We start from the raw sequence: 22,777 nt of genomic DNA, 5'->3' as shown, positions 1-22,777 counted from the left end.
GTTATCCATGCAAAGACGTACCCTGCTCAAGGCAGGCCTTGCCCTGGGTGCCCTCGGTAGCCTCCCGCTGGGAGCCCACCGGGCATTCGCCGACGAATCGCTGACCTTCTATGGGCTCAAGTCCATGTCTGGCGCCTTCGCCAGCTACGGCAAGTACGCCGACATGGGTTCGCGCCTGGCGATCGCCGAGTACCCGCAGTTGCTCGGCCACCCGCTCACGTACAAGGTCATCGACACCGAGGGCAACGCCGGCAAGGCCGTGCGCAAGGTGCAGGAGGCGATCGGCCAGGATGGCGCACGGTTCTTCCAAGGCTGCACCCTGTCCTCTTCGGCCCTGGCGGTGTCGAAGGAAATCCACAAGGCCGGCGGCGTGTTCATGACTCCGGTCGGTGCCGACGAGATCACCGGCAAAGACTGCAACAGTTCGACCTTCCGCTGGTCTGTGCCCACCTACGGCGCCATCCGCGAAACCCTGATACCGATGATCCGCCAGCTACCCCAGGCCAAACGCTGGTACACCATCACCCCGCAATACGTGTTCGGCGATGCGCTGCTGGACAACGCCCGCAAGGTGTTCGCCGAGTTCGGCGTCGAGCACATCGGCAACAGCTACCACTCGTTGCAGGAGCAGGAGTTTTCCGGATACCTGACCAACGCCATCGCCGCCAAGCCCGACGTGCTGGTGCTGCTCAACTTCGGCAGCCAGGCCTCCAACGCCCTGCGCCAGGCCGTGAACTTCGGCATCAAGGACCGCATGCACGTGCTGATGGTGTGGTCGGCAGGGCTCGACCAGTTCCAGGAACTGGGCAGCGACATGCTCGAAGGGGCGTACCTCGGCGCCCAGTACTGGCACCAGGTCGACACGCCGCTGAACCAGCAACTGGTCGCCGCCACGCAAAAAGCCTATGGCATCAACCCCAACTACCCGTTGGCCGCCGACTATATCGGCACCAAGGTGATGCTCGAAGCCATCGTCAAGGCCGGCAGCCTGGACGGCGCCGCGGTATCTGCCGCCTTGCAGGGCATGCGCTTCCAGGGCCCGACCGGCGAGGAGCTGATCCGCCCGGGCGACCACCAGGTGCTCAAGGATTACTACCTGCTGCGGGGCAAGGCCCAAGGCCAGATGCGCGACGAAGACGATCTGGCGGAAGTCATCAGCTCGGGTCGCTCGTTCGTCGAACTCGACCACACCGGATGCACCCTGGCCTGACGCCACGGCGCTAGACACCACCACCTGTACAGGCAGCCGCCCCGTGCGCTGTCGAGGGCACGCTCATGCTCGATTTGTACCTGTTCCAACTGCTCAACGGCCTGGGCCTGGGGATGATCTACTTCCTCATCGCCGTGGGCCTGACGATCATTTTCGGCCTGCTCAACTTCGTCAACTTCGCCCATGGTGCGTTTTTCCTGCTGGGCGCCTACCTGTGCTACACCGCCGTGGCGCTGACCGGTAACTTCTGGCTGGCCCTGCTGATCGCCCCGCTGGTGGTGGCGGCGCTGGCCTGGGCGGTGGAGCGGCTGCTGATCAAGCGCATCTATCACTTGCCGCACACCTTCCAGATCCTCGTCACCCTGGGGATCGCGCTGATCATCCAGGAAGCCTCGGTGCTGATCTGGGGCCCGGTGGGCAAGAACATCGCCGTGCCACCCGAATTGCGTGGCGTACTGATCGTCGGCGATTTCATCTATCCCTACTACCGCCTGTTCCTGATCGGCTTCGCCGCGCTGATCGGCCTGGGGCTGTGGTTGCTGCTGGAGCGTACGCGCTTCGGCGCCCTGGTGCGCGCCGGCAGTGAAAGCACCGAAACCGTCTCGCTGCTGGGCACCAACATCTTCCGTCTGTTCTCGTTGACCTTCGCCCTGGGCGTGGGCCTGGCGGGGGTCGCCGGTGTGCTGTTCGCCCCGCTCCGCGGTGCCCAGCCGTTCGTGGGGCCGGAGATTCTCGGCATTGCCTTCGTGGTGGTGGTGATCGGCGGCATGGGCTCGTTCGGCGGCGCCCTGGTCGGTGGCCTGCTGGTGGGCGTGGTGCAAAGCATGATGACCAGCCTCTGGCCGCAAGGCGCCAGCCTGATGATCTACGGCGCCATGGCGGCGGTGATCCTGGTCCGTCCCTATGGCCTGTTCGGGAGAGCATGACGATGAGCGAGAAAAATCCATTGCCGGTCGCCAAGGGCCGCGCCCCGGCCCTGCTGTTGCTGGTGCTCGTCAGCCTGGTGGCGCTGCCGCTGGTGCTGCCGTCGGCCACCCTGGCCACCGAGATCCTGATCTTCGCCCTGGCCGCACTGGCCTGCAACCTGCTGCTCGGCTACACCGGCCTGCTGTCTTTCGGCCAGGGCATCTTCTTCGGCGTGGGCGCCTACGGCGCGGCGCTGCTGATGATCCATCTGCACTGGGGCCTGTTCGCGGCGCTGCTGGGCGCTGCATTGTTCGGCGCCGTCCTGGCGCTGCTGGTGGGCGCGCTGGCCATCCGCCGCAAAGGCATCTACTTCGTCATGCTGACCCTGGCCTTCAGCCAGATGGCGTATTTCCTGGCCTACACCCTCAGCGGCTGGACCGGCGGCGACAACGGCCTGCTCGATGTGCCACGGCCGAACATCGAGATCGCCGGCCATGTGCTGGTCGACCTGAGCGACCCTCGGCATTTCTACGCGTTCGTGGCGGTGCTGTTCGTGTTGATCTTCGCCGGAGCCCTGCGGGTGATCCGCTCGCCGTTCGGCAGCACCCTGCTGGCCATTCGCGAGAACGAGACCCGCGCCGCCGCCATCGGCTACGACGTGCGCCACTTCAAGATCCTGGTGTTCATGCTGTCCGGCGCCATCACCGGGATCGCCGGGGCGCTGTACGCCATGCTGCTGCACTTCGCGCCGCTGTCGAACATCGACCTGATGATGAGCGAGAACATCCTGATCATGACCATCGTCGGCGGCACCGGCTCGCTGTTCGGCTCGCTGCTCGGGGCAGGCGCCATCGTGGTGCTGGGCGATGTGCTGTCGGAGCTGTGGCCGCGCTGGCTGATGCTGCTGGGGGCGATTCTGATCCTGGTGGTGGTGTTCATGCGTGGTGGCCTGTGGGGCGGCCTGGCCGACCTGAGCAAGCGCCTGCTGCCGTCGCGGTCGGCAGAGGCCAAGGCCGCCGCCAAGACCAAGGAGACCCTGTAATGAGCGACTACCTGCTGCAGACCCACAATCTGGAACTGGCTTACGGGCCGTTCCGTGCGGTGGATGGCGTCGACCTCAAGGTCCGTGCCGGCACCATCCATACCGTCATCGGCCCCAACGGTGCCGGCAAGACCAGCCTATTCCATTGCCTGACCGGCGAGCGTCAGGCCACCGGCGGCAAGATCCTGTTCAACGGCCAGGATATCGTTCGCAAGCCCTCCCATGGCCGCGTGGCCTTGGGCATGGCGCGCTCGTTCCAGCTCACCAGCCTGTTCCAGAACCTCAGCGTGCGCGAGAACCTGAGGCTGGCCGCCCAGGGCCGCGACGGCCTGGGCGCGCTGAACTTCTGGCGCAGCGTGGAGCACAAGCGCAGCCATTGGGACACCGCCGACCAGGTGCTCGAACGGCTCAAGCTCGGCAACCGCGCCGAGACCCTCGCCGGCGAGCTGTCGCACGGCCAGCAGCGGGTGCTGGAGGTGGGCATGTCGATCTGCGCCAAACCGGCCCTGCTGATGCTCGACGAGCCCACGTCGGGCATGGGCATCGACGACATCCCGGTGATGACCGAGCTGATCAGCGACCTGGGCCGCGACCACACCGTGCTATTGATCGAGCACAACATGAGCATCGTCATGTCGATCAGCCAGCGCATCACCGTCATGAGCCACGGCCAGATCCTGGTCGAGGGAACCCCGGACCAGGTGCGCAACGATGAACGTGTGCGCACCGCCTACCTTGGAGAGGCCGCCTGATGCTCGACGTCGACTCGATCCATTCTTACTACGACAAGAGCCATGTGCTCGAAGGCGTCTCGCTGAAGGTGGGCGCAGGCGAACTGGTGACCCTGCTCGGGCGCAACGGCGCCGGTAAAACCACCACCTTGCGCAGCATCCTCGGCATCGTCCGCCCGCGCCAGGGGCAAATCACCTTCAACGGCGAAGCGCTGGTCGGTCGCGAGATCTTCGACATCGCCCGACGAGGTATCGCCCTGGTACCGGAGCATCGCGGGATCTTCCGCCAGCTGAGCGTGGAGGAGAACCTCAAGATCGCCGTGCGCAAGGACAGCCGCTGGCAGTTGGAAGACGTCTACGGGATGTTCCCGCGACTCAAGGAGCGCCGGCGCAACGGCGGCTTCGCACTGTCGGGTGGCGAACAGCAGATGCTGGCCATCGCCCGTGCCCTGCTCAACGACCCCAAGCTGCTGATCCTCGACGAGCCGACCGAGGGCCTGGCGCCGGTGATCGTCGATGAGCTGGTGAAGATCTTGCGGCGGATCAAGGACGAGGGGCTGTCGATCCTGTTGGTGGAGCAGAACCTGATGGTCTGCGATGCCCTCGCCGACCGGCATTACGTGTTGGAACAGGGGCGCGTGGCCTACCAGGGCAGCGCGGCGCAGTTCCGTGAGGATCCGAGCATCAAGAACCGGTATCTGGCTCTGAGCGCCTGATCCCGGCCTGCTTTTCTGTGCCGGCCTCTTCGCGGGTAAACCCGCTCCTACAGGTTCAACACAGTTCCTGAGAACAGCGGGGTATCTGTGGGAGCGGGCTTGCCCGCGAAGAGGCCCGCCCAGCACAACCATCGCTACAGGAGAGACGCACCATGAACACCCGCATCGATCCCGCGCAACACCTGTTAGGCCAAGGCCCGCTGGTCAACCGCGAACGCCTCTGGCAGTCGCTGATGGACCTGGCCCAGCTCGGCGCCACTGCCAAGGGCGGCGTCTGCCGCCTGGCCCTGACCGACCTCGACCGCCAGGCCCGCGACCTGTTCGTGCGTTGGTGCGAAGACGCCGGCTGCACGGTCAGCATCGACGCCATCGGCAATATCTTCGCCCGCCGCCCAGGCCGTAACCCGGCACTTGCGCCAGTGATGACCGGCAGCCATATCGACACCCAACCCACCGGCGGCAAGTTCGACGGTTGTTACGGGGTCATGGCCGGGCTCGAAGTCATGCGTACCCTCAACGACCTGCAACTGACCACCGAGGCGTCGCTGGAGGTGGTGGTATGGACCAATGAGGAAGGCTCGCGCTTCCCGCCCTGCATGATGGGTTCGGGGGTGTTCGCCGGTAAGTTCGGCCTGCAGGAAACCCTGGACAAGGTCGACGACCAAGGCCTTTCGGTGGGCACGGAACTGGCGCGCATCGGCTACGCCGGGCCACGCGTACCCACCGGGCATGCCGTGGGCGCCTACTTCGAGGCGCATATCGAACAGGGCCCGGTGCTCGAGGACCAGCACACCACCATCGGCGTGGTTCAGGGCTGCCTTGGGCAGAAGTGGTTCGACCTGGTGCTGACCGGTGTCGAGGCCCATGCCGGCCCGACCCCGATGCACCTGCGCAAGGACGCCTTGGTCGGTGCCGCCGAGGTGGTCGCGGCGGTCAACCGTGTGGCCCATGGGCATCAGCCCCACGCCTGCGGCACTGTCGGCTGTCTGACCCTGCACCCAGGCTCGCGTAACGTCATCCCGGGCCAGGTGCAGATGACCATCGACCTGCGCCATCTCGACCCCGAGCACCTCGCCGCCATGGTCAGGGAAGTGCGCGAAGCCATCGAAGCCGCCACGACCCGGCACGGGTTGCGCTATGAGCTGACACCAACGGCCGACTTCCCGCCGCTGTATTTCGCCGAGCAATGCGTCGATGCGGTACGCCAGGGCGCCCGTGCCCTGGGTCTGAGCCACATGGACATCGTCAGCGGCGCCGGCCACGACGCGATCTTCCTCGCCGAGTTGGGCCCGGCGGGCATGATCTTCGTGCCCTGCGAGGGCGGCATCAGTCACAACGAAATCGAGAACGCCGCGCCACAGGACCTGGCCGATGGCTGCGACGTGCTGCTACGCGCCATGGTCCAGGCCGCCAACCCCGGAGCCCTTTGAGATGACCGACAAGACCGCAATCGGTGAATTCACCGCCGTCGAGCTGCTCGACCTGTACCAGCGTCGAGCGCTGTCGCCTGTGGAGGTGATCGACGATGTGCTGGCCCGCATCGAGTTGCACAACCCGAGGGTGAACGCCTACTGCCACGTGGACGGCGAAGGTGCACGGGCCGCCGCCCGCGCCAGCGAACAGCGCTGGCAGCGCGGTGAGCCATGCGGCCGACTGGACGGGGTGCCGGCCTCGATCAAGGACCTGACCCTGACCCGTGGCATGCCGACTCGCAAGGGCTCGCGCACGACCTCCAAGGCCGGGCCATGGGATGTCGACGCGCCATTCAGCGCCTTCATGCGAGAAGCCGGCGCGGTGCTGGTGGGCAAGACCACGACGCCGGAATTCGGCTGGAAGGGGGTCACCGATAACCCGCTTTACGGTATTACCCGCAACCCGTGGGATACCCGCCTGACCGCCGGTGGCTCGTCGGGCGGCGCGGCCGCGGCGGCGGCGCTGAACCTGGGCGTGCTGCACCAGGGCAGCGATGCCGGCGGCTCGATCCGTATTCCCTGTGCCTTCACCGGCACCTTCGGCATCAAGCCCACCTTCGGCTACGTGCCGCAGTGGCCAGCCAGCGCCATGACCGTGTTGTCGCACCTGGGGCCGATGACCCGCACGGTCGACGATGCAGTGCTGATGCTCGATTGCGTGGCGCGACCTGATCCCCGCGATGGCCTGGCTGGAGCACCACGGCAGGCGCCATGGCTGGGTGAGCGGCAGGATCTGAGCGGTTTACGCATCGCCTACAGCGCGAACTTCGGCTATGTCCAGGTCGACCCGCAGATCGACGGCCTGGTCGCCCAGGCCGTGGAGCGCCTGGCGCGGCTGGGGGCGCAGGTGGAAGCGGTCGATCCGGGCTTCGGCGATCCGCTGGAGACGTTCAATACCTTGTGGTTCGCCGGCGCTGCGCGTTTGGCCAGCAACTTCACCGATGAGCAACGGGCAATGATCGACCCTGGGCTGCGCTGGATTGCCGAACAGGGCGCGCAGATCAGCCTGAGCGAATACACCGAGGCTCTGGAAACGCGGGCGGACCTGATCGCCAGAATGAACGCCTTCCATCAGCGCTATGACGTACTGGTTTCACCGATGCTGCCGCTGGCGGCCTTCGAGGCGGGGTACAACGTGCCGCCGGGCTCGGGGATGGCGCAGTGGATGGAGTGGACGCCGTTCAGCTACCCGTTCAACCTGACCCAGCAACCGGCTGCCTCGGTGCCCTGTGGATTCACCCGCGAGGGGTTGCCGGTGGGATTGCAGGTGGTGGCCGGGCGCTTTGCCGATGAGCAGGTGCTGCGGGTGTGCAAGGTGTATGAGCAGCATTATCCGAGCCGGCATCTGCAGGCGCCGATTGGCGGTTGAGAGGGGTTGGCTGCACCGGCCCTTTCGCGGGACAAGCCCGCTCCCACAGGTTATTGCAGCCTCTGGAAGCGTGCTCGGGCCCTGTGGGAGCGGGCTTGTCCGCGAAGAGGCCGGAAAAACCAGCGCTGGATCAAATCCGCCCCGCTGGCGCATATGGCGCGGGGTCGATGATCGGCTCGGCGCCGGTCAACAGGTCGGTGAACAACTGGCATGATGCCGGCGCCAGCACCAGCCCATTGCGGTAATGCCCGCAGTTCAACCACAACCCGGCATGCCCCGGCACCGGCCCGATATACGGAACGCCTTCCGGCGAGCCCGGCCGTAGCCCCGCCCAATGGCCCACGATCTCGGCATCGGCCAGCTCTGGCAACAGCTCCACCGCCGAGGCCCTGAGGCTGGCCAGTGCATCCTCGGTCGGGGTCTTGTCGTAGCCGGCATGCTCCAGGGTACTGCCCACCAGGATATGCCCGTCGCGACGCGGAATGGCATAGCGCCCCTTGGCCAGCACCATGCTCGGCAGGAAGTCCGCCGCGCACTTGAACAGGATCATCTGCCCCTTCACCGGCTCTACCGGCAACGCCAGGCCCAGTGTGCCGAGCAGGTCACCGCTCCAGGCCCCGGCGCTGAGCACCACCTCATCGGCTGCCAACACACCGCTGTCGGTCTGCACACCGGTCACCCGCCCGTCCTGCTGCTGGAAACCACTGATCTGGCAATGTTCGCGCAAGGTCACGTTGGGCAGCGCCAGCAACGCCGCTTTCAGCGACTTGACCAGACGCGGATTGCGCACGTTGGCTACGCCGGCCATGTAGATCGCCCGCTGGTAGCCGGCGCCAAGCACCGGTACCGCGTCGTACACCGCCGAGATGTCCACGGCGCTGAGCGGTCGCTGCTCCCGAGCCGCCCAGGCCAGCGCCTCGGCTTCATCGTCGAGGTCCAGCCAGTACAAACCGGTGGTGTGAACTTCCGGATCGAGCCCGGTGCTGGCATACAGGCGCTCGCCCAACTGTGGATAAAAGTCCTGCGACCAATGCGCCAGCGCCGTGACCGCTGGGCTGTAGCGCCAGGGGTAGAGCGGCGAGACGATACCGCCCCCGGCCCAGGACGACTCACGGCCAACCTCGCCCTGATCGCAGACCACCACCTCGCCGACCTTCGCCGCCAGGTTGAACGCAGTCAGCAGGCCGATCACACCACCGCCGACAATCACTACTCGCTTGCTCATCCGTCGATCCAAACCTGAGAAGTAGACAAACCATGGGTGCACCGGGCACCTGCAACCTTTAACTTCCCCAACAGCGTTCGGCGCCTGTCCGGCTGCCCGGATTGCTCCGCTGCCCGGCCTGATCGAGCTGGAAATCGCCACAGCGGTCGCCCGCCATCAGGCCGGATGCCCGCCGTCGCGCATGCAGCGAGAAGTGCTCGGCGTGGCGTTCAACCTGCAGGCTGTAATGGCGATTACCGTCGGGCAGCGCTGGGTCGCCTTCGGCATAGCTGCCGGTAAGGGTACGGTGGCGCTCGAGCTTCAGTGCAGCGTCATGCAGCAGACCGACCACTTCGCTGCGTGCAGCTCGCCTGAGCTGGTCGCTGTAACTGGGGTAGGCAATGGCTGCCAGCATGCCGGTCACGGCCACGACAATCAATAACTCGATCAGGCTCATCCCTTGCTGCATGTCAGTCCTCACGCAGTCTCTGGCGCCAGAGCTGGCGCTGGGGGCCCTGTGCTTGAGCGTCCGCCAGGGCGTACACCGCTTCCAGCACCTGGCGGTTCTCGACGTCTCGGCTGACCGCCGTGATCCTGATCAGCCTCGCTGGCGCGTCGCTCAGGCGAGTGGCACGCGCGCTCATGCCCAGGTTCTGCAGCTGGAAATATCCGCTGGGCGTGGCCTGCCACTGGCCAATCAGTTGGTGAGGACGCTCCGGTGGCGAACAAGCAGCGCACTCCTGCGGCAGTGGCCCGTGCAGGTCAGCCACGGCAGCGGCCAGCGTCGCTTCGGCCTGCTCGAATGCCTTCAGGCCCTCGGCGAGGACGCGCGCCATGCGGACCTCCTGCAGCGCACTGCTCAGTGCCGAAGCTGCCAGCAGCCCCAGCAGCAGGCTGATCAGCAACGCCAGCAACAGCACCACCCCACGCTGGCGCCGCATCAGTCGGCCACCGGGTTGCGCACGGCCACGCTTAGGGCATGGTGCTGTTCGATACCCAACACCGGTTCGAATACCGTCAGCTGGATATCCACATGCTGCTCGCTACCCTCCCCGACCAGCGCCACGCGGAAATCGCGCACGTGATCGATCAGCGGCTGCTGACTGGCCCCACGCCTGAACATCAGCGAGGTACCGACTAGCTGGTAACGGTGCCGGCTGATCGCTACCGCCAGGTCCTTGCCATGCGCACGGCCGCGCCGCACCTGGGCGTAAGTGCTGCAGTCGGTGAGCAGGGTCCAGTCCGGGTCGCCTGGCATGCCGGGCAACTGCGCCACCACTAGGTTCAGGCCATCGGGGCCGGTCATCAATGGTTGGGCGAACGCCGCCTGGGCGGCTGGGTCCTCGAAGTGCTCAGGCGCCAATTGCAGGCAACCGAACATGCCGGCCATGCGCACATCCTGGGCAATGCGCAGCAGGGCCAGGCGCGCATCCTCCTGCAGTCGGCTAGCTGCGCCCTGCACACGCCAGGTCTCGTGGGCCGAGACGAACACCCGGCTGGCGGCGCTCAGCAACGCCAGGCCAATGCTCAGCGCCAGCAGCATTTCCACGAGGCTGAACCCTCGCTGCCCAGGCTTCATGGCTGCCCAGCCCGGGCACGCTCCTGCTGCGCATGCGCGTTCAGCGCGGCGCGTGTATCGGTAAGGGCCGCCTCGGTGGCCCGCAAGGCCTGCACCTGCAGTGACGCCGCGGCGAACAGCCCGACAGCCAGCACACCCATCGCCAACAAGACTTCCAACAGGGTCATCCCACGCTGTTGCACCCACATCCCGACTCCATTCACGACAATTCCTGACAAATGCGTTGAACCTGCTCGACTGGACCTCGTGTCTAATCAGCAGGAAGCTAAAGCCAAGCACTTCCAGGGAGGAATGCACGGTGAAGCAACAGGGCGTAACACTGATACAAATGATGTTCGCATTGGCCGTGGCTGCGTTGCTCACGCAACTCGGCATGCCTGCCTACGCCCGCTTGAGCGATGACCTACACCGCGCAGCCGCCGCCCGCGACCTCGCCCAGGCGCTACGCAGCGCCCGCAGCCACGCCCAGCTGCAAGGCCAGGCGGTGCTGGTGGAGGCCGTGGACAGCGATTGGGGCAAGGGCTGGCGGGTCATGCTTCGATACAATCGGCAGGTGTTGCGTGAGCACAGGCTCAGCCGCCCGTTGACCATTGCCGACAATCTGGGCAGCCAAGTGGCATTCAGCGAACAGGGGGTTCCCCAGGGGCGGGGTAACGGCACACTGGAGGTATGCGAGCGAGACGCGCCGACCAGCCAGTACCGCGTGGTGCTTGCGACCAGCGGGCGGGTCAGCTTGAGGACGAATGAGGCGGAGCGGTCGCTCTGTGGGAAGTCTTGAGGCCCGATCGCCGGCAAGCCGGCGATAGAGCCTACGATCAGATCAACGAACGGACGCGCAATTCCTTGGGCATCGAGAAGGTGATGTTCTCTGGCCGCCCGTCGAGCTCTTCAGCCCCGGTAGCGCCCCAGGCCTTGAGCTGCTCGATGACGCCACGTACCAGTACCTCGGGCGCCGAAGCACCGGCGGTTATGCCGATTTTCGCCGCCTCGTCGAACCAGCCGCGTTGCAGGTCCTCGGCACCGTCGATCAGGTAGGCCGGGGTGCCCATGCGCTCGGCGAGCTCGCGCAGGCGATTGGAGTTGGAGCTGTTGGGGCTGCCCACCACCAGTACCACATCGCATTCGCCGGCCAATTGCTTGACCGCATCCTGGCGGTTCTGGGTCGCGTAGCAGATATCGTCCTTGCGTGGCCCACCGATGTTCGGAAAACGTGCCCGCAGTGCATCGATCACCCGACTGGTGTCGTCCATCGACAAGGTGGTCTGGGTGACGAAAGCCAGGTGATCCGGGTCGCGCACCTGCAACTGGCCGACATCTTCCTCGTCTTCCACAAGGTAGATGGCGCCGCCGTTGCTGGCGTCGTACTGGCCCATGGTGCCTTCGACTTCCGGGTGCCCTTCGTGGCCGATGAGGATGCACTCACGGCCATCGCGGCTGTACTTGGCGACCTCGATGTGCACCTTGGTCACCAGCGGACAGGTGGCGTCGAACACCTTCAGGCCACGGCCGGCGGCTTCCTGGCGCACGGCCTGGGATACACCGTGAGCGCTGAAGATGACGATGACGTCGTCCGGCACCTGGTCCAGTTCTTCGACGAAAATGGCGCCACGGTTGCGCAGGTCTTCGACCACGAACTTGTTGTGCACCACTTCATGACGCACGTAGATCGGCGGGCCGAAGACTTCCAGCGCGCGGTTGACGATCTCGATCGCCCGGTCGACCCCTGCGCAGAAACCGCGAGGGTTGGCGAGTTTGATTTGCATGCTCGGCTCCAGGCTTACAGGGCCTTCACCTCGAGGATCTCCACCTCGAAGGTCAGGGTCTTGCCAGCCAGTGGGTGATTGAAGTCGATGGTCACCTGATCGTCGTCGAACGCTTTGACCACACCTGGCAGCTCGGTGTTGGCGGCGTCGTTGAAGATGATCAGCAGCCCTTCGGACAACTCCATGCCCTCGAACTGGGACCGCGGCATGGTCTGTACGTTCTGTGGGTTGGGCTGGCCGAAGGCGTTCTCGGGAGCCACTACCACGTTGCGCTTGTCGCCGGCCTTGAAGCCGAACAGCGCGTTCTCGAAGCCCGGCAGCAGGTTGCCGTCGCCGGCCTTGAAGGTGGCCGGCGTCTTGTCGAAGGTGCTGTCGACAGTGTCACCGTTTTCCAGGTGCAGGGCGAAGTGCAGGGTCACTTCGGTGTTCTGGCCGATACGGGTGTCAGTCATGGACAGGATCCTCCGACTTCTTGCTCTTGAACATATCCAGCGCCAGCATCACCGCACCGACGGTGATGGCGCTGTCGGCCAGATTGAAGGCCGGGAAGTAATGGCGGTTCTGCCAGTGCACCAGGATGAAGTCGACCACATGGCCCAGCACGATACGGTCGTACAGGTTACCGATCGCGCCACCCAGCACCAACGCCAGGGCCACGGCCAGCCAGGTCTCGCCGCGCCCCAGGCGCTTGAGCCAGACCACCAGCACGGCACTGACCACCACGGCGATCAAGGCGAACAGCCAGCGCTGCCAGCCGGCGCCATCGGCCAGGAAACTGAAGGCGGCGCCGGTGTTGTAGGCCAGAGTCCAGCTGAAGTAGTCGGGAATGACCACGATCTGCTGATACATGGTCAGGGCGTTGTTGAAATACAGCTTGGTGGCCTGGTCGAGGACCAGTACCACCAGGCTCAGCCACAGCCATGGAAGGCGCCCGAAGCGCCCCGCCGAGGGGTTAGGCATAGTGGCGCACCTCACCGGAGCCGCTCAGGTTGTCGACGCAACGGGAGCAGATTTCCGGGTGCTCCGGATGGCTGCCGACGTCGGCGCGGAAGTGCCAGCAACGGCCGCACTTGGCATAGCCGGACTTGACCACCTGCAGCTTGAGGCCTTCGACTTCGGTGGCCACGGCATCCGCTGGAGCCTGCACGAACGGCACTACGCTGGCAGCCGAGGTGATCAGCACGAACCGCAGTTCGTCGCCCAGCTTGTTCAGGTCGGCGCTCAGGCCTTCCTCGGCGAACAGGGTGACTTCGGCCTGCAGGTTGCCGCCAATGACCTTGGCGCTGCGCTGGTTCTCCAGCTCCTTGTTCACCGCAGCCTTGACCGCCATGACGCGGTCCCAGTAAGCGCGATCCAGCTCGATGCCTTCAGGCAGCTCGGTCAGGCCCTGGTACCAGCCGTTGAGCATGACCGACTCGTTGCGCTCGCCCGGCAGGTACTGCCAGATCTCATCGGCGGTGAACGCCAGGATCGGCGCGATCCAACGCACCAGCGCCTCGCTGATGTGGTACAGCGCGGTCTGGCAGGAACGACGGGCGACGCTGTTGGCACCGGTGGTGTACTGGCGGTCCTTGATGATGTCGAGGTAGAAGCCGCCCAGCTCCTGGACGCAGAAGTTGTGGACCTTCGAGTAGACGTTCCAGAAACGGTACTCGCTGTAGTGCTCTTCCAGCTCGCGCTGCAGCAGCAGGGTGCGGTCGACCGCCCAGCGGTCCAGCGCCAGCATGTCCTCTGGAGCCAGCAGGTCGCGGGCCGGGTCGAAGCCGGACAGGTTGGAAAGCAGGAAGCGCGCAGTGTTGCGGATACGCCGGTAGGCGTCGGCGCTACGCTGGAGGATCTGCTCGGACACGGCCATCTCACCGGAGTAGTCGGTGGCGGCGACCCACAGGCGCAGGATGTCGGCGCCGAGGGTGTTGTTGACCTTTTCCGGCTCGATGGTATTGCCCAGCGACTTGGACATCTTGCGGCCGCTTTCATCCACGGTGAAGCCGTGGGTCAGCAGTTCGCGGTACGGCGCATGACCGTCGATGGCGCAGCCGGTCAGCAAGGATGAGTGGAACCAGCCGCGGTGCTGGTCGGAGCCTTCCAGGTACAGGTCGGCGCGCGGGCCGGTGGCGTGACCGATGTCGTGGGAACCACGCAGCACGTGCCAGTGGGTGGTCCCGGAGTCGAACCACACGTCCAGGGTGTCGGCGATCTTCTCGTACTGATCGGCTTCGTCACCAAGCAGTTCGCTGGCGTCGAGCTTGAACCAGGCTTCGATGCCCTCTTGCTCGACGCGCTTGGCCACTTCTTCCATCAGCTCGACGGTGCGAGGGTGCAGCTCACCGGTCTGCTTGTCGAGGAAGAACGGGATCGGCACGCCCCAGTTGCGCTGACGCGAAATGCACCAGTCCGGGCGGTTGGCGATCATCGAGTGCAGGCGCGCCTGGCCCCAGGCCGGGACGAACTTGGTGTCCTCGATGGCCTTGAGGGCACGCTCGCGCAGCGGCTCGCCGGTGCTCGGCTGCTTGTCCATGCCGACGAACCACTGCGCGGTGGCGCGGTAGATCAGCGGGGTCTTGTGGCGCCAGCAGTGCATGTAGCTGTGGCTGATGGTTTCGGTATGCATCAGCGCGCCGACTTCGCTCAGCTTGTCGACGATGGCCGGGTTGGCCTTCCAGATGAACTGGCCGCCGAAGAACGGCAGCGACTCGACGTACACGCCGTTGCTCTGCACCGGGGTGAGGATGTCGTCGTTGACCATGCCGTAGCGTTTGCAGGTGACGAAGTCGTCTTCACCGTAGGCAGGTGCGGAGTGGACCACGCCGGTACCGGCGCCCAGCTCGACGTAGTCGGCCAGGTACACCGGCGACAGGCGGTCGTAGAACGGGTGGCGGAAGTTGACCAGCTCCAAGGCCGAACCCGGCGCGGTGGCGATTACCGATCCTTCCAGGTTGTAGCGCTTGAGGCACGACTCGACCAACTCTTCGGCCAGCACCAGCAGGCGCTCGCCGGTATCGACCAGGGCGTACTGGAACTCCGGGTGGATGTTCAACGCCTGGTTGGCCGGGATGGTCCACGGGGTGGTGGTCCAGATCACGATGGCAGCCGGTTTGGCCAGCTCGGCCAGACCGAAGGCGGCGGCGAGCTTGGCATCGTCGGCGACCGGGAAAGCGACGTCGATGGTCTGGGATTTCTTGTCGGCATACTCGACCTCGGCTTCGGCCAGGGCCGAACCGCAATCGAAGCACCAGTTGACGGGCTTGAGCCCCTTGAACACGAAGCCTTGCTTGACCATCTCGGCCAGGGCGCGGATTTCACCGGCTTCGTTGGCGAAGTTCATGGTCTTGTAGGGGTTGTCCCAGTCACCCAGCACGCCCAGGCGGATGAATTCGGTCTTCTGCCCTTCGATCTGCTCGGCAGCGTACTCGCGGCACAGCTCGCGGGTACGGTCGGCGGTCAGGTGCTTGCCATGGGTGACCTCGACCTTGTGTTCGATCGGCAGGCCGTGGCAGTCCCAGCCCGGCACGTAAGGGGCGTCGAAGCCGGACAAGGTCTTGGAGCGGACGATCATGTCCTTGAGGATCTTGTTCAGTGCGTGACCGATGTGAATCTTGCCGTTGGCATAGGGCGGGCCGTCGTGCAGGACGAACTTGGGACGATCCTTGCCAATTTCGCGCAGCTTCTGGTACAGGCCAATGCTGTCCCAGCGCTGCAGGATCTGCGGTTCGCGCTGAGGCAGGCCGGCCTTCATGGGGAAGGCGGTGTCCGGAAGGTTTAGCGTGGCTTTGTAGTCGGTCATTTCAGGCTCTTCGTTAGCGGTTGAGCGTGCCAATGTGCACGTGCGGCGGCGATGTCCGCGTCGATCGCCGACTTCAGCGCCTCCAGGGAGGCGAAACGCTGCTCTTCACGCAGCTTGTGGTGGAACTCCACCGTCAGGCGCCGGCCATAGAGATCGCCGGCATAATCCAGTAGATGAATTTCGAGGTGCGGGCGCCCGTCACCATTCACGGTGGGGCGCACGCCGATGTTGCCCACGCCCGGCCAGGCCTTGCCGTCGATCTCGATGCTGGCCAGGTAGACCCCGGACAGCGGCACGCGGCGACGCTTGAGCTGGATGTTGGCGGTAGGCGTACCGAGCTGGCGGGCCAGCTTCTGGCCATGCAGCACGCGCCCGGTGATGCTGTAGGGACGCCCCAGCAGGTGCTCGGCGAGTTCGAAGTCGGCGCTTGCCAGGGCCTTGCGTATTTCAGTGCTGCTGACCCGCAGGCCGTCCTGGATCACCGTGTTGGCCGCCTCGACGCTAAACCCGTACTGCTGGCCGGCCGCGACCAGGAAGGCGAAGTCGCCGGCGCGGTCGCAACCGAAGCGGAAGTCGTCGCCCACCTCGAGGTGGCGCACGCCGAGGCCGTCGACCAGGATCGTCTTGACGAAGGCGTCGGCGCTGAGCTTGCTCAGGCGCTGGTTGAACGCCAGGCACAAGACCCGATCGATGCCTTCGGCGGCCAGCAACTCGATCTTGTCGCGCAGACGCGCCAGGCGGGCGGGCGCGGTGTCCGGGGCGAAATACTCACGCGGCTGCGGCTCGAAGATCACCACGCAGGTCGGCAGGCCCAGCGCCTGGCCGCGCTCGCGCAGACGCGCCAGGATTGCCTGGTGGCCTCGATGTACTCCGTCGAAGTTGCCAATGGTGGCGACACAGCCCCGGTGCTCGGGGCGCAGGTTGTGAAGACCTCGAACCAGCTGCATAACGCGCTTCTTGCTCATAAAGTGGCCGATTATAACCACACCGGGGCGTCGGCGACAGGCGCCAGCGCCCAGGGGCGGTATGGAATGCGAAAAACCGACGCTTGGCCGCCCTGCTCTATCAATGCAGGGCCCGGCGGGCGAAATGCCGCGGACGGAAACCGCACAGATACAGGCAACCGAAGTACGTCACCACGCCCGCCAGAATCAACCCACCCAGGCGCAGGAAGCGCTCGAGCATGTGCCCCTGCGCCCAGGCCGGCATGTAGTGCATGCCCAGCAGCAGCACGGCGGACATCAGCGCCACGGCCAGCACCAGCTTGGCCAGGAACATCGTCCATCCCGGTTGCGGCTGGAACAGCTGCTGGCTGCGCAGCTTCCAATACAACAGCCCGGCGTTGAGACAGGCGCCGAGGCTGATCGCCAGCGCCAGACCGGCATGCTTGAGCGGGCCGATCAGGGCCAGGTTGAACAGCTGGGTGCAGACCAGGGTGAAGATCGCGATCCGTACGGGCGTGCGGATATTCTGCTGCGCATAGAAGCCCGGGGCCAGTACCTTGACCAGAATGATCGCCATCAGGCCGACGGAATAGGCTACCAGCGCACGCTGGGTCATGAGCGCATCGGTGGCGCTGAACTTGCCGTACTGGAACAGGCTGACGGTCAGCGGCTCGGCGAGAATGGCCAGGGCCAGGGCACACGGCAGCACCAGAAGGAAGCACAGGCGCAGGCCCCAGTCGAGGATCCGCGAATACTCTTCGCGGTCCTTGCTGGCGTAGGTCTTGGCCAGGGTCGGCAGCAGAATGGTGCCCAAGGCCACGCCGAGCACACCAGAAGGCAGCTCCATGAGGCGGTCGGCGTAGTACATCCAGGACACCGAACCGGCTACCAGGAACGAAGCGAAGATGGTGTTGATGATCAGCGAGATCTGGCTGACCGAAACGCCGAGGATCGCCGGCAGCATCTGCTTGAGCACACGCCATACGCCGGTGTCGCGCAGGTTGACCCGGGGCAGCACGAGCATGCCGATCTTTTTCAGCGCTGGCAGTTGGTACAGCAACTGCGCCAGGCCGCCGGCCAGCACGCCCCAGGCCAGTGCCATGATCGGTGGGTCGCAGTAAGGGGTGACGAACAGGGCGAAGCCGATCATCGCCACGTTGAGCAGGGTCGGGGTGAACGCCGGTACCGAGAAGCGGTTCCAGGTATTGAGGATCGCGCCCACCAGCGATGACAGCGAGATCAGCAATATATAAGGAAACGTCACCCGCAGCAGGGCAGTGGTCAGGTCGTACTTCTCGGCGCTGTCGACGAAACCGGGCGCGGTGACCCAGACCACCCAGGGGGCAGCCAGGATGCCAACGGCGGTGACCAGGGCCAGTACCAGGGTCAGCAGGCCACTGACGTAGGCGATGAAGGTCCGGGTGGCCTCCTCGCCCTGCTGGGTCTTGTATTCGGCCAGGATCGGCACGAAGGCCTGGGAGAAGGCGCCCTCGGCGAAGATCCTGCGCAACAGGTTGGGCAGCTTGAAGGCAATGAAGAAGGCGTCGGTGGCGATACCGGCACCGAAGATGCGCGCCAGGATGGTGTCGCGCACGAAGCCCAGCACCCGCGAAATCATGGTGATGGAGCTGACCGCAGCCAGGGATTTGAGCAGGTTCATCGAAAAGTTTCACGCCAATGGCAGAGGACGCTGCCAGAGCGCGCCCGAATGTGCGATACTCCCGCGCCTTCGCAGGGGAACCAAAAATTCCCGAGTTTACAGGTCACGCGGCAGAAAGGAATCTTTCCGGCGCGCAGACCCACCGCTCAGCGGATCCCTGCAGGTGGCCTTGACATCCGCCCGACTCATCGGCATGATTCGCGGCCTATTTTGTTTGCTATTTACCTAAAGTCTTTCGAGGAGCTCGACGGTGGCCAACACACCTTCCGCCAAGAAACGTGCAAAACAGGCTGAGAAGCGTCGCAGCCACAACGCCAGCCTGCGTTCCATGGTCCGCACCTACATCAAGAATGTAGTCAAAGCCATCGACGCAAAAGACGCCGACAAAGCGCAAGCCGCTTACGTTCTGGCTGTGCCTGTAATCGACCGTATGGCCGACAAGGGCATCATCCACAAGAACAAAGCTGCTCGCCACAAAGGCCGTCTGAATGGCCACATCAAGGCGCTGAAAGAAGCTGCAGCTGCCTAAGCGACGTTCTTGTCGAAAAACCGACCCTAGGGTCGGTTTTTTATTGCCTGCGATTTGAGTAGCCTGCCACGACCTTGAACCGGCAGAACGGGGGGCCGCTGCATCGCGACCCCTCCATTCTTCATTTTCCGAGCGGGATCTTCGGCGCCCATTGCAGCCAGGTCTCTTCTGGCTTGTCGAACAGGGCGAAAGTCTGCTGCGGACGCGCCGGGTTGCCCATCTGCTCGCCCTCGGGCGTGGCAAAGGCGATGCCACCGTCGATCAACGTCTCCAGCGACTCCGTGCGCACCGTGGCGCCCTTGAACAAGCCCCAATCGAAGCCGAAACCACTGCTGTTCCAGAATCGGCTGCCACCGCGTACCAGCGCCGCGTAGCGGGGCTCGATGAGGATGTGGATGAGCACCCGATCGGCGGTCTGGCCCAGCTCGAAGCCAGTCACCTTGCCCACCGCCACCTCGCGGTAGGTCACCGGAACCCCTGGCTTGATCGAACCGCGTCGCAGCGCGCTCAGGGTCAAGGGCAGACCGACTTCGGGACCGATCACTTCCGGCGCTTCGGCCAGGGCAATGAAGTCACGTTGCGGGCCTCTGTCCTTGGCCGCCGGCTGCACTTCCAGGTATTGGCCGCCGATCAGGGTGTCGAGGTTCTCGGTCCGCACCAGGCCGAGGGCCGGCTTGACCACCCAGAATTGCGTGCCAACCCGGGCGATACGATCCGCCGCTTCGGTAATACGTGCCCGCAGCAATACGGCCTGTAGGTCTTTGGTCAGATCGACGCTTTCGACACTGCCCACGTCCAGCCCCTTGAAGCGGATGGGGGTGCCCGGTTTGAGACCATCGGCACGATCGACACGGATGGTCACCAATGTGCCGCTACGGTTCACCTCTTCGAGGCTCTCCATCAGACGGAAACGCGGGATACGCCGCTTGAGCGCGACATTGGGCGTCGGCGTGTCGAAGGCGATACCGCCGGCCATCAGGGTCTGCAGCGACTCGCTCTTGATCTTGATACCCGACAATCCGCCGGTGAGGGTAATGCCGCTGACATTCCAGAAACGCGACGAGCCATTGACCAGGTTCTCGTATTCCTTCTCGATGTGTACGCCGATCAGGATGCGCTTGCTGTTACGAGCGAACTGATAGCTCTGCACGCTGCCGACCTTGACCTGGCGATACATGACCGGGCTACCGACCTCCAGCGAACCCAAGGTATCGGCGAACAGCACCAGGTGCAGACCTGGAGCCTTGAGGTCCAGTGGCGGCGCCTTGGCCCGCGCCTCGAACTCACGCTGCGGCTTGGCGCCCTTATCACCCGGACGGATGGCAATGTAGTTACCCTTCACCAGGGCCTCGAGGCCAGTGATACCCGCCAGGGAGATCGACGGCTTGACCACCCAGAACTGCGCACCATCGACCAGATAGTCCTCGGTCAAGGGGTCGAGAGTCAGTTCGGCCATGGCACTGCCGAGGTTGTCTTCGATCTTCAGCGTCTTCAGCGAACCGACCTGAATCCCCTTGTACATGACTGGCGTGCGGCCTGCCTGCAGGCCTTCATAATCACTGAGCTTGACCTTGACCCGGATCCCGGCCTGGGCGGCGTCGAAGTCGTCATACAGGCGAAACGGCAGGCTTGGATCGGTGGGCGGGCTGTCCTTGCGGTATTCGGGGGTCGCGAAGGCGATACCTCCGGCGACGATGCTCGACAGCGACTCGCTGCGCACCTTGACCCCGGACAGGTTGGCATCGATGCTGATGCCGCTGGCATTCCAGAAACGCGTGTGCTTGCGCACCAGGTTGGCGTATTCGGGCTGGATGAATACCTTGACCTCGACGGTATCGTGGTCATCGGTCAGCCGGTAGCTTTTTACCATACCGACCTGGATTTGCTTGTAGAACACCGGGCTGTCGCGATTGAGCGAACCGAGCCGGTCGGCCTTGAGGGTCAGGTGCAGGCCGGGCTCGCTGTCGGACAGCGGCGGCGCTTCGGATAGTGCCGTGAAGCGTTTGGTCTTCTCGCCCTCTCCAGGACTGACCGCGATGTAGTTACCCGAGACCAGCGTCTCCAGCCCTGAGATACCGGCCAGGGTCACGCTCGGCTTGACCAGCCAGAAGCGCGTGCCAGTGGTCAGGTGCGGATCGGCGGCCTTGTTCATCTCGATGGTGGCAATCACGCCCTGGTTGGCGCCTTGATCATCGAGGACCAGCGACTTCACCTTGCCGACCGGCATGCCTTTGTAGATGACTTCGGTCTTGTTGGCGACGATGCCCTCGCCGGTCTCGAAGCGCACTTCGATCTCGACGCCGGCAGCACTGTAGGCTTGCCAAGCCAGCCAACCACCGATCATCAGCGCGATCAGCGGCAGGATCCAGATGGCCGACCAGTTCGAAGCAGGGCGGGTTTTAGCCGTAGGCACATCACTCATGGTCGTCATCCGACTCCGTGTTATCCCAGATCAGTCGGGGATCGAAAGTTAAAGCGGCAAGCATTGTAAGAATCACCACACTGGCAAAAGCGACAGCGCCCAAATTGGCTTCGACGCTGGCGATACGACCAAAATTCACCACTGCCACCAAAATGGCGATGACGAAGATATCGAGCATCGACCAACGCCCGATGAACTCGATGAAGCGATACATCCATATCCGTTGGCGCGCGGACAGCGGCTGGCGTCGCTGCACCGAATACAGCAGCAGGCCAATACCTACCAGCTTGAAGGTCGGCACCAGGATACTGGCGATGAAGACCACTGCGGCGATGGGAATCATGCCGTGCTGGAGCAGGGTAATCACCCCGGACATGATGGTGTCCGGACTGCCCTGCCCCAAGGTACTGACCGTCATGATCGGCAATATGTTGGCCGGGATGTAGAGAACCGATGCCGTGATCAGCAGTGCCCAGGTACGCACGATGCTGTTAGGCCGCCGATCGTGGAGGATCGCACCACAGCGCGTGCAGGTCTGTTTGTGGCCATCGTCAACCTGACGGTTGAGCTCATGGCACTCATTGCAGACCAGAATGCCTGCATCAATCGCCCGCATGTAGATCTTCCCCTGACAGTGCATCCCAGATCTGGTGTGGCGACATCACCACCTCGAGCCAGACCTGTACCAGCAACAGGCTGATGAAGCAGAACAGGCCCAGGCCTACCGTCAGCTCGGCCAAGTCGACCAATTTGACGATGGCGACCAGAACGCCCATGAAGTACACCTCGAGCATGCCCCAGTCGCGCAAGTGATGATAAATGCGATAACACAACAGCCCGTAGCTGCGGCCGATGTCCAAACGGATGCTGAGGAGCACCAACAACTGGCAGAGCAGCTTGAGCAACGGAATGGCCATGCTGCACAGGAACACCACCACCGCCACGCCGCGCATCTGCGAATTGTACAGGCCAAGCACACCGCTCCAGACGGTATCGTCCGAGCTCTGCCCCAACAGGTGCAGCTGCATGATGGGCATGAAATTGGCAGGCACGAACAGCAGCAATGCCGTGATTACCAAGGCCAGGCTGCGATTGACCACATTGTGCCGGTGAGCGTACAGCTCATAGCCGCAGCGCGGGCACAGGGCTTTCTCACCGTGATTGAGTACGGGCTTGCGCAGGAGCAGATCGCATTCGTGACAGGCAACCAGCTCGTTGAGCGGTAATGCATCCAGGGCTTCGGTAGTGAGAGGGTCAGGCATCTCGAGGTTCTGAGTAGTCAGGTGGGCTCTATTCTAGTGTTCTGACTCGCAATGTGGGAGATGAGTGCCGGTGTGGGAGCAGAAAAGACAAAACCCCTACCTGCTCGCGCAGATAGGGGTTTTGCGAAATGAATCTTGACGATGACCTACTCTCACATGGGGAAACCCCACACTACCATCGGCG

Annotated in this window: 23 protein-coding genes; 9 read left to right on the top strand and 14 right to left on the bottom strand. The window is 64.3% G+C overall.

Annotated features, from left to right (window positions below; genetic code table 11):
* Positions 1-7: 7 nt before the first annotated feature.
* The 7 genes from E2H86_RS15970 (at position 8) to E2H86_RS15935 (ending at position 7,446) form a co-directional block, all read left to right on the top strand.
* Complete coding sequence (locus E2H86_RS15970) at positions 8-1,210, top strand: ABC transporter substrate-binding protein (protein WP_133329514.1); 1,203 nt, start codon at positions 8-10, stop codon at positions 1,208-1,210.
* 65 nt (positions 1,211-1,275) lie between these two features.
* Positions 1,276-2,136 (top strand): branched-chain amino acid ABC transporter permease, encoded by an 861-nt coding sequence (locus E2H86_RS15965; protein ID WP_133329512.1) that lies wholly within the window; start codon positions 1,276-1,278, stop codon positions 2,134-2,136.
* A gap of 2 nt (positions 2,137-2,138) precedes the next feature.
* Positions 2,139-3,158 (top strand): branched-chain amino acid ABC transporter permease, encoded by a 1,020-nt coding sequence (locus E2H86_RS15960; protein WP_133329510.1) that lies wholly within the window; start codon positions 2,139-2,141, stop codon positions 3,156-3,158.
* Positions 3,158-3,910, top strand: a complete 753-nt coding sequence (locus E2H86_RS15955; protein WP_133329508.1) for an ABC transporter ATP-binding protein — start codon at positions 3,158-3,160, stop codon at positions 3,908-3,910. Before E2H86_RS15960 ends, E2H86_RS15955 begins: the two co-directional genes overlap by 1 nt.
* Positions 3,910-4,605, top strand: coding sequence for an ABC transporter ATP-binding protein (locus E2H86_RS15950; RefSeq protein ID WP_133329506.1), 696 nt, complete (start codon positions 3,910-3,912; stop codon positions 4,603-4,605). Before E2H86_RS15955 ends, E2H86_RS15950 begins: the two co-directional genes overlap by 1 nt.
* Before the next feature lie 152 nt (positions 4,606-4,757).
* Positions 4,758-6,035: a Zn-dependent hydrolase gene (locus E2H86_RS15940; protein ID WP_133329504.1), complete on the top strand. Its 1,278-nt coding sequence runs from the start codon at positions 4,758-4,760 to the stop codon at positions 6,033-6,035.
* Between the two features lies 1 nt (position 6,036).
* The gene (locus E2H86_RS15935) at positions 6,037-7,446 is read left to right on the top strand and encodes an amidase (RefSeq protein ID WP_133329502.1); all 1,410 of its coding nucleotides are present in this window, start codon (positions 6,037-6,039) and stop codon (positions 7,444-7,446) included.
* A 130-nt stretch (positions 7,447-7,576) separates the two neighbouring features.
* Here E2H86_RS15935 and thiO read toward each other — a convergent pair whose 3' ends face one another.
* Genes thiO through E2H86_RS15910 form a run of 5 tightly spaced genes read right to left on the bottom strand, consistent with a single transcriptional unit; the run spans position 7,577 to position 10,417 of the window.
* Positions 7,577-8,671: a glycine oxidase ThiO gene (gene thiO / locus E2H86_RS15930; RefSeq protein ID WP_133329500.1), complete on the bottom strand. Its 1,095-nt coding sequence runs from the start codon at positions 8,669-8,671 to the stop codon at positions 7,577-7,579.
* Positions 8,672-8,729: 58 nt separating this feature from the next.
* Positions 8,730-9,119 carry a type IV pilin protein gene (locus E2H86_RS15925; protein WP_133329498.1) on the bottom strand — a complete coding sequence of 130 codons (390 nt, stop codon included), beginning with the start codon at positions 9,117-9,119 and terminating at the stop codon, positions 8,730-8,732.
* Between the two features lies 1 nt (position 9,120).
* The gene (locus E2H86_RS15920) at positions 9,121-9,591 is read right to left on the bottom strand and encodes a hypothetical protein (protein WP_133329496.1); all 471 of its coding nucleotides are present in this window, start codon (positions 9,589-9,591) and stop codon (positions 9,121-9,123) included.
* The gene (locus E2H86_RS15915; protein WP_133329494.1) at positions 9,591-10,229 is read right to left on the bottom strand and encodes a PilW family protein; all 639 of its coding nucleotides are present in this window, start codon (positions 10,227-10,229) and stop codon (positions 9,591-9,593) included. The genes E2H86_RS15920 and E2H86_RS15915 overlap by 1 nt, the downstream gene beginning before the upstream one ends.
* On the bottom strand, positions 10,226-10,417 hold the full coding sequence (locus tag E2H86_RS15910; protein WP_133329492.1) for a type IV pilus modification PilV family protein: 192 nt from the start codon (positions 10,415-10,417) through the stop codon (positions 10,226-10,228). Before E2H86_RS15910 ends, E2H86_RS15915 begins: the two co-directional genes overlap by 4 nt.
* A 110-nt stretch (positions 10,418-10,527) precedes the next feature.
* Between E2H86_RS15910 and E2H86_RS15905 the strand changes: the two genes are divergently transcribed.
* Positions 10,528-11,007 (top strand): GspH/FimT family pseudopilin, encoded by a 480-nt coding sequence (locus E2H86_RS15905; RefSeq protein WP_133329490.1) that lies wholly within the window; start codon positions 10,528-10,530, stop codon positions 11,005-11,007.
* A 37-nt stretch (positions 11,008-11,044) separates the two neighbouring features.
* Here the strand turns inward: E2H86_RS15905 and ispH are convergent, their stop codons facing one another.
* From ispH to murJ, 6 genes are all read right to left on the bottom strand, one after another.
* Positions 11,045-11,992, bottom strand: a complete 948-nt coding sequence (gene ispH, locus E2H86_RS15900; protein WP_133329488.1) for a 4-hydroxy-3-methylbut-2-enyl diphosphate reductase — start codon at positions 11,990-11,992, stop codon at positions 11,045-11,047.
* Between the two features lie 14 nt (positions 11,993-12,006).
* Complete coding sequence (fkpB, locus tag E2H86_RS15895) at positions 12,007-12,444, bottom strand: FKBP-type peptidyl-prolyl cis-trans isomerase (RefSeq protein ID WP_133329486.1); 438 nt, start codon at positions 12,442-12,444, stop codon at positions 12,007-12,009.
* On the bottom strand, positions 12,437-12,952 hold the full coding sequence (lspA, locus tag E2H86_RS15890; protein ID WP_133329484.1) for a signal peptidase II: 516 nt from the start codon (positions 12,950-12,952) through the stop codon (positions 12,437-12,439). The genes fkpB and lspA overlap by 8 nt, the downstream gene beginning before the upstream one ends.
* Positions 12,945-15,776 carry an isoleucine--tRNA ligase gene (gene ileS / locus E2H86_RS15885; RefSeq protein WP_133329482.1) on the bottom strand — a complete coding sequence of 944 codons (2,832 nt, stop codon included), beginning with the start codon at positions 15,774-15,776 and terminating at the stop codon, positions 12,945-12,947. The genes lspA and ileS overlap by 8 nt, the downstream gene beginning before the upstream one ends.
* Positions 15,773-16,723: a bifunctional riboflavin kinase/FAD synthetase gene (ribF, locus tag E2H86_RS15880; protein ID WP_133329480.1), complete on the bottom strand. Its 951-nt coding sequence runs from the start codon at positions 16,721-16,723 to the stop codon at positions 15,773-15,775. The genes ileS and ribF overlap by 4 nt, the downstream gene beginning before the upstream one ends.
* A gap of 118 nt (positions 16,724-16,841) precedes the next feature.
* The gene (gene murJ, locus E2H86_RS15875; protein ID WP_133329478.1) at positions 16,842-18,380 is read right to left on the bottom strand and encodes a murein biosynthesis integral membrane protein MurJ; all 1,539 of its coding nucleotides are present in this window, start codon (positions 18,378-18,380) and stop codon (positions 16,842-16,844) included.
* Positions 18,381-18,630: 250 nt separating this feature from the next.
* Between murJ and rpsT the strand changes: the two genes are divergently transcribed.
* The gene (gene rpsT, locus E2H86_RS15870; protein ID WP_016484776.1) at positions 18,631-18,909 is read left to right on the top strand and encodes a 30S ribosomal protein S20; all 279 of its coding nucleotides are present in this window, start codon (positions 18,631-18,633) and stop codon (positions 18,907-18,909) included.
* A 121-nt stretch (positions 18,910-19,030) separates the two neighbouring features.
* On the opposite strand, the gene E2H86_RS15865 is transcribed toward rpsT, so the two are convergent.
* From E2H86_RS15865 to E2H86_RS15855, 3 genes are read right to left on the bottom strand one after another with little or no spacing between them, the layout of a single operon-like run.
* Positions 19,031-21,331 (bottom strand): PqiB family protein, encoded by a 2,301-nt coding sequence (locus E2H86_RS15865; RefSeq protein WP_133329476.1) that lies wholly within the window; start codon positions 21,329-21,331, stop codon positions 19,031-19,033.
* Complete coding sequence (locus E2H86_RS15860) at positions 21,324-21,947, bottom strand: paraquat-inducible protein A (protein ID WP_133329473.1); 624 nt, start codon at positions 21,945-21,947, stop codon at positions 21,324-21,326. Before E2H86_RS15860 ends, E2H86_RS15865 begins: the two co-directional genes overlap by 8 nt.
* On the bottom strand, positions 21,934-22,593 hold the full coding sequence (locus E2H86_RS15855) for a paraquat-inducible protein A (protein WP_133329471.1): 660 nt from the start codon (positions 22,591-22,593) through the stop codon (positions 21,934-21,936). Before E2H86_RS15855 ends, E2H86_RS15860 begins: the two co-directional genes overlap by 14 nt.
* Positions 22,594-22,777: the final 184 nt, after the last annotated feature.

Source organism: Pseudomonas putida, assembly GCF_004357765.1.
Lineage (GTDB): Bacteria > Pseudomonadota > Gammaproteobacteria > Pseudomonadales > Pseudomonadaceae > Aquipseudomonas > Aquipseudomonas putida_U.
The sequence above is the reverse complement of the archived record's forward strand: the minus strand, read 5'-3'. Positions and strand labels throughout refer to the sequence as shown.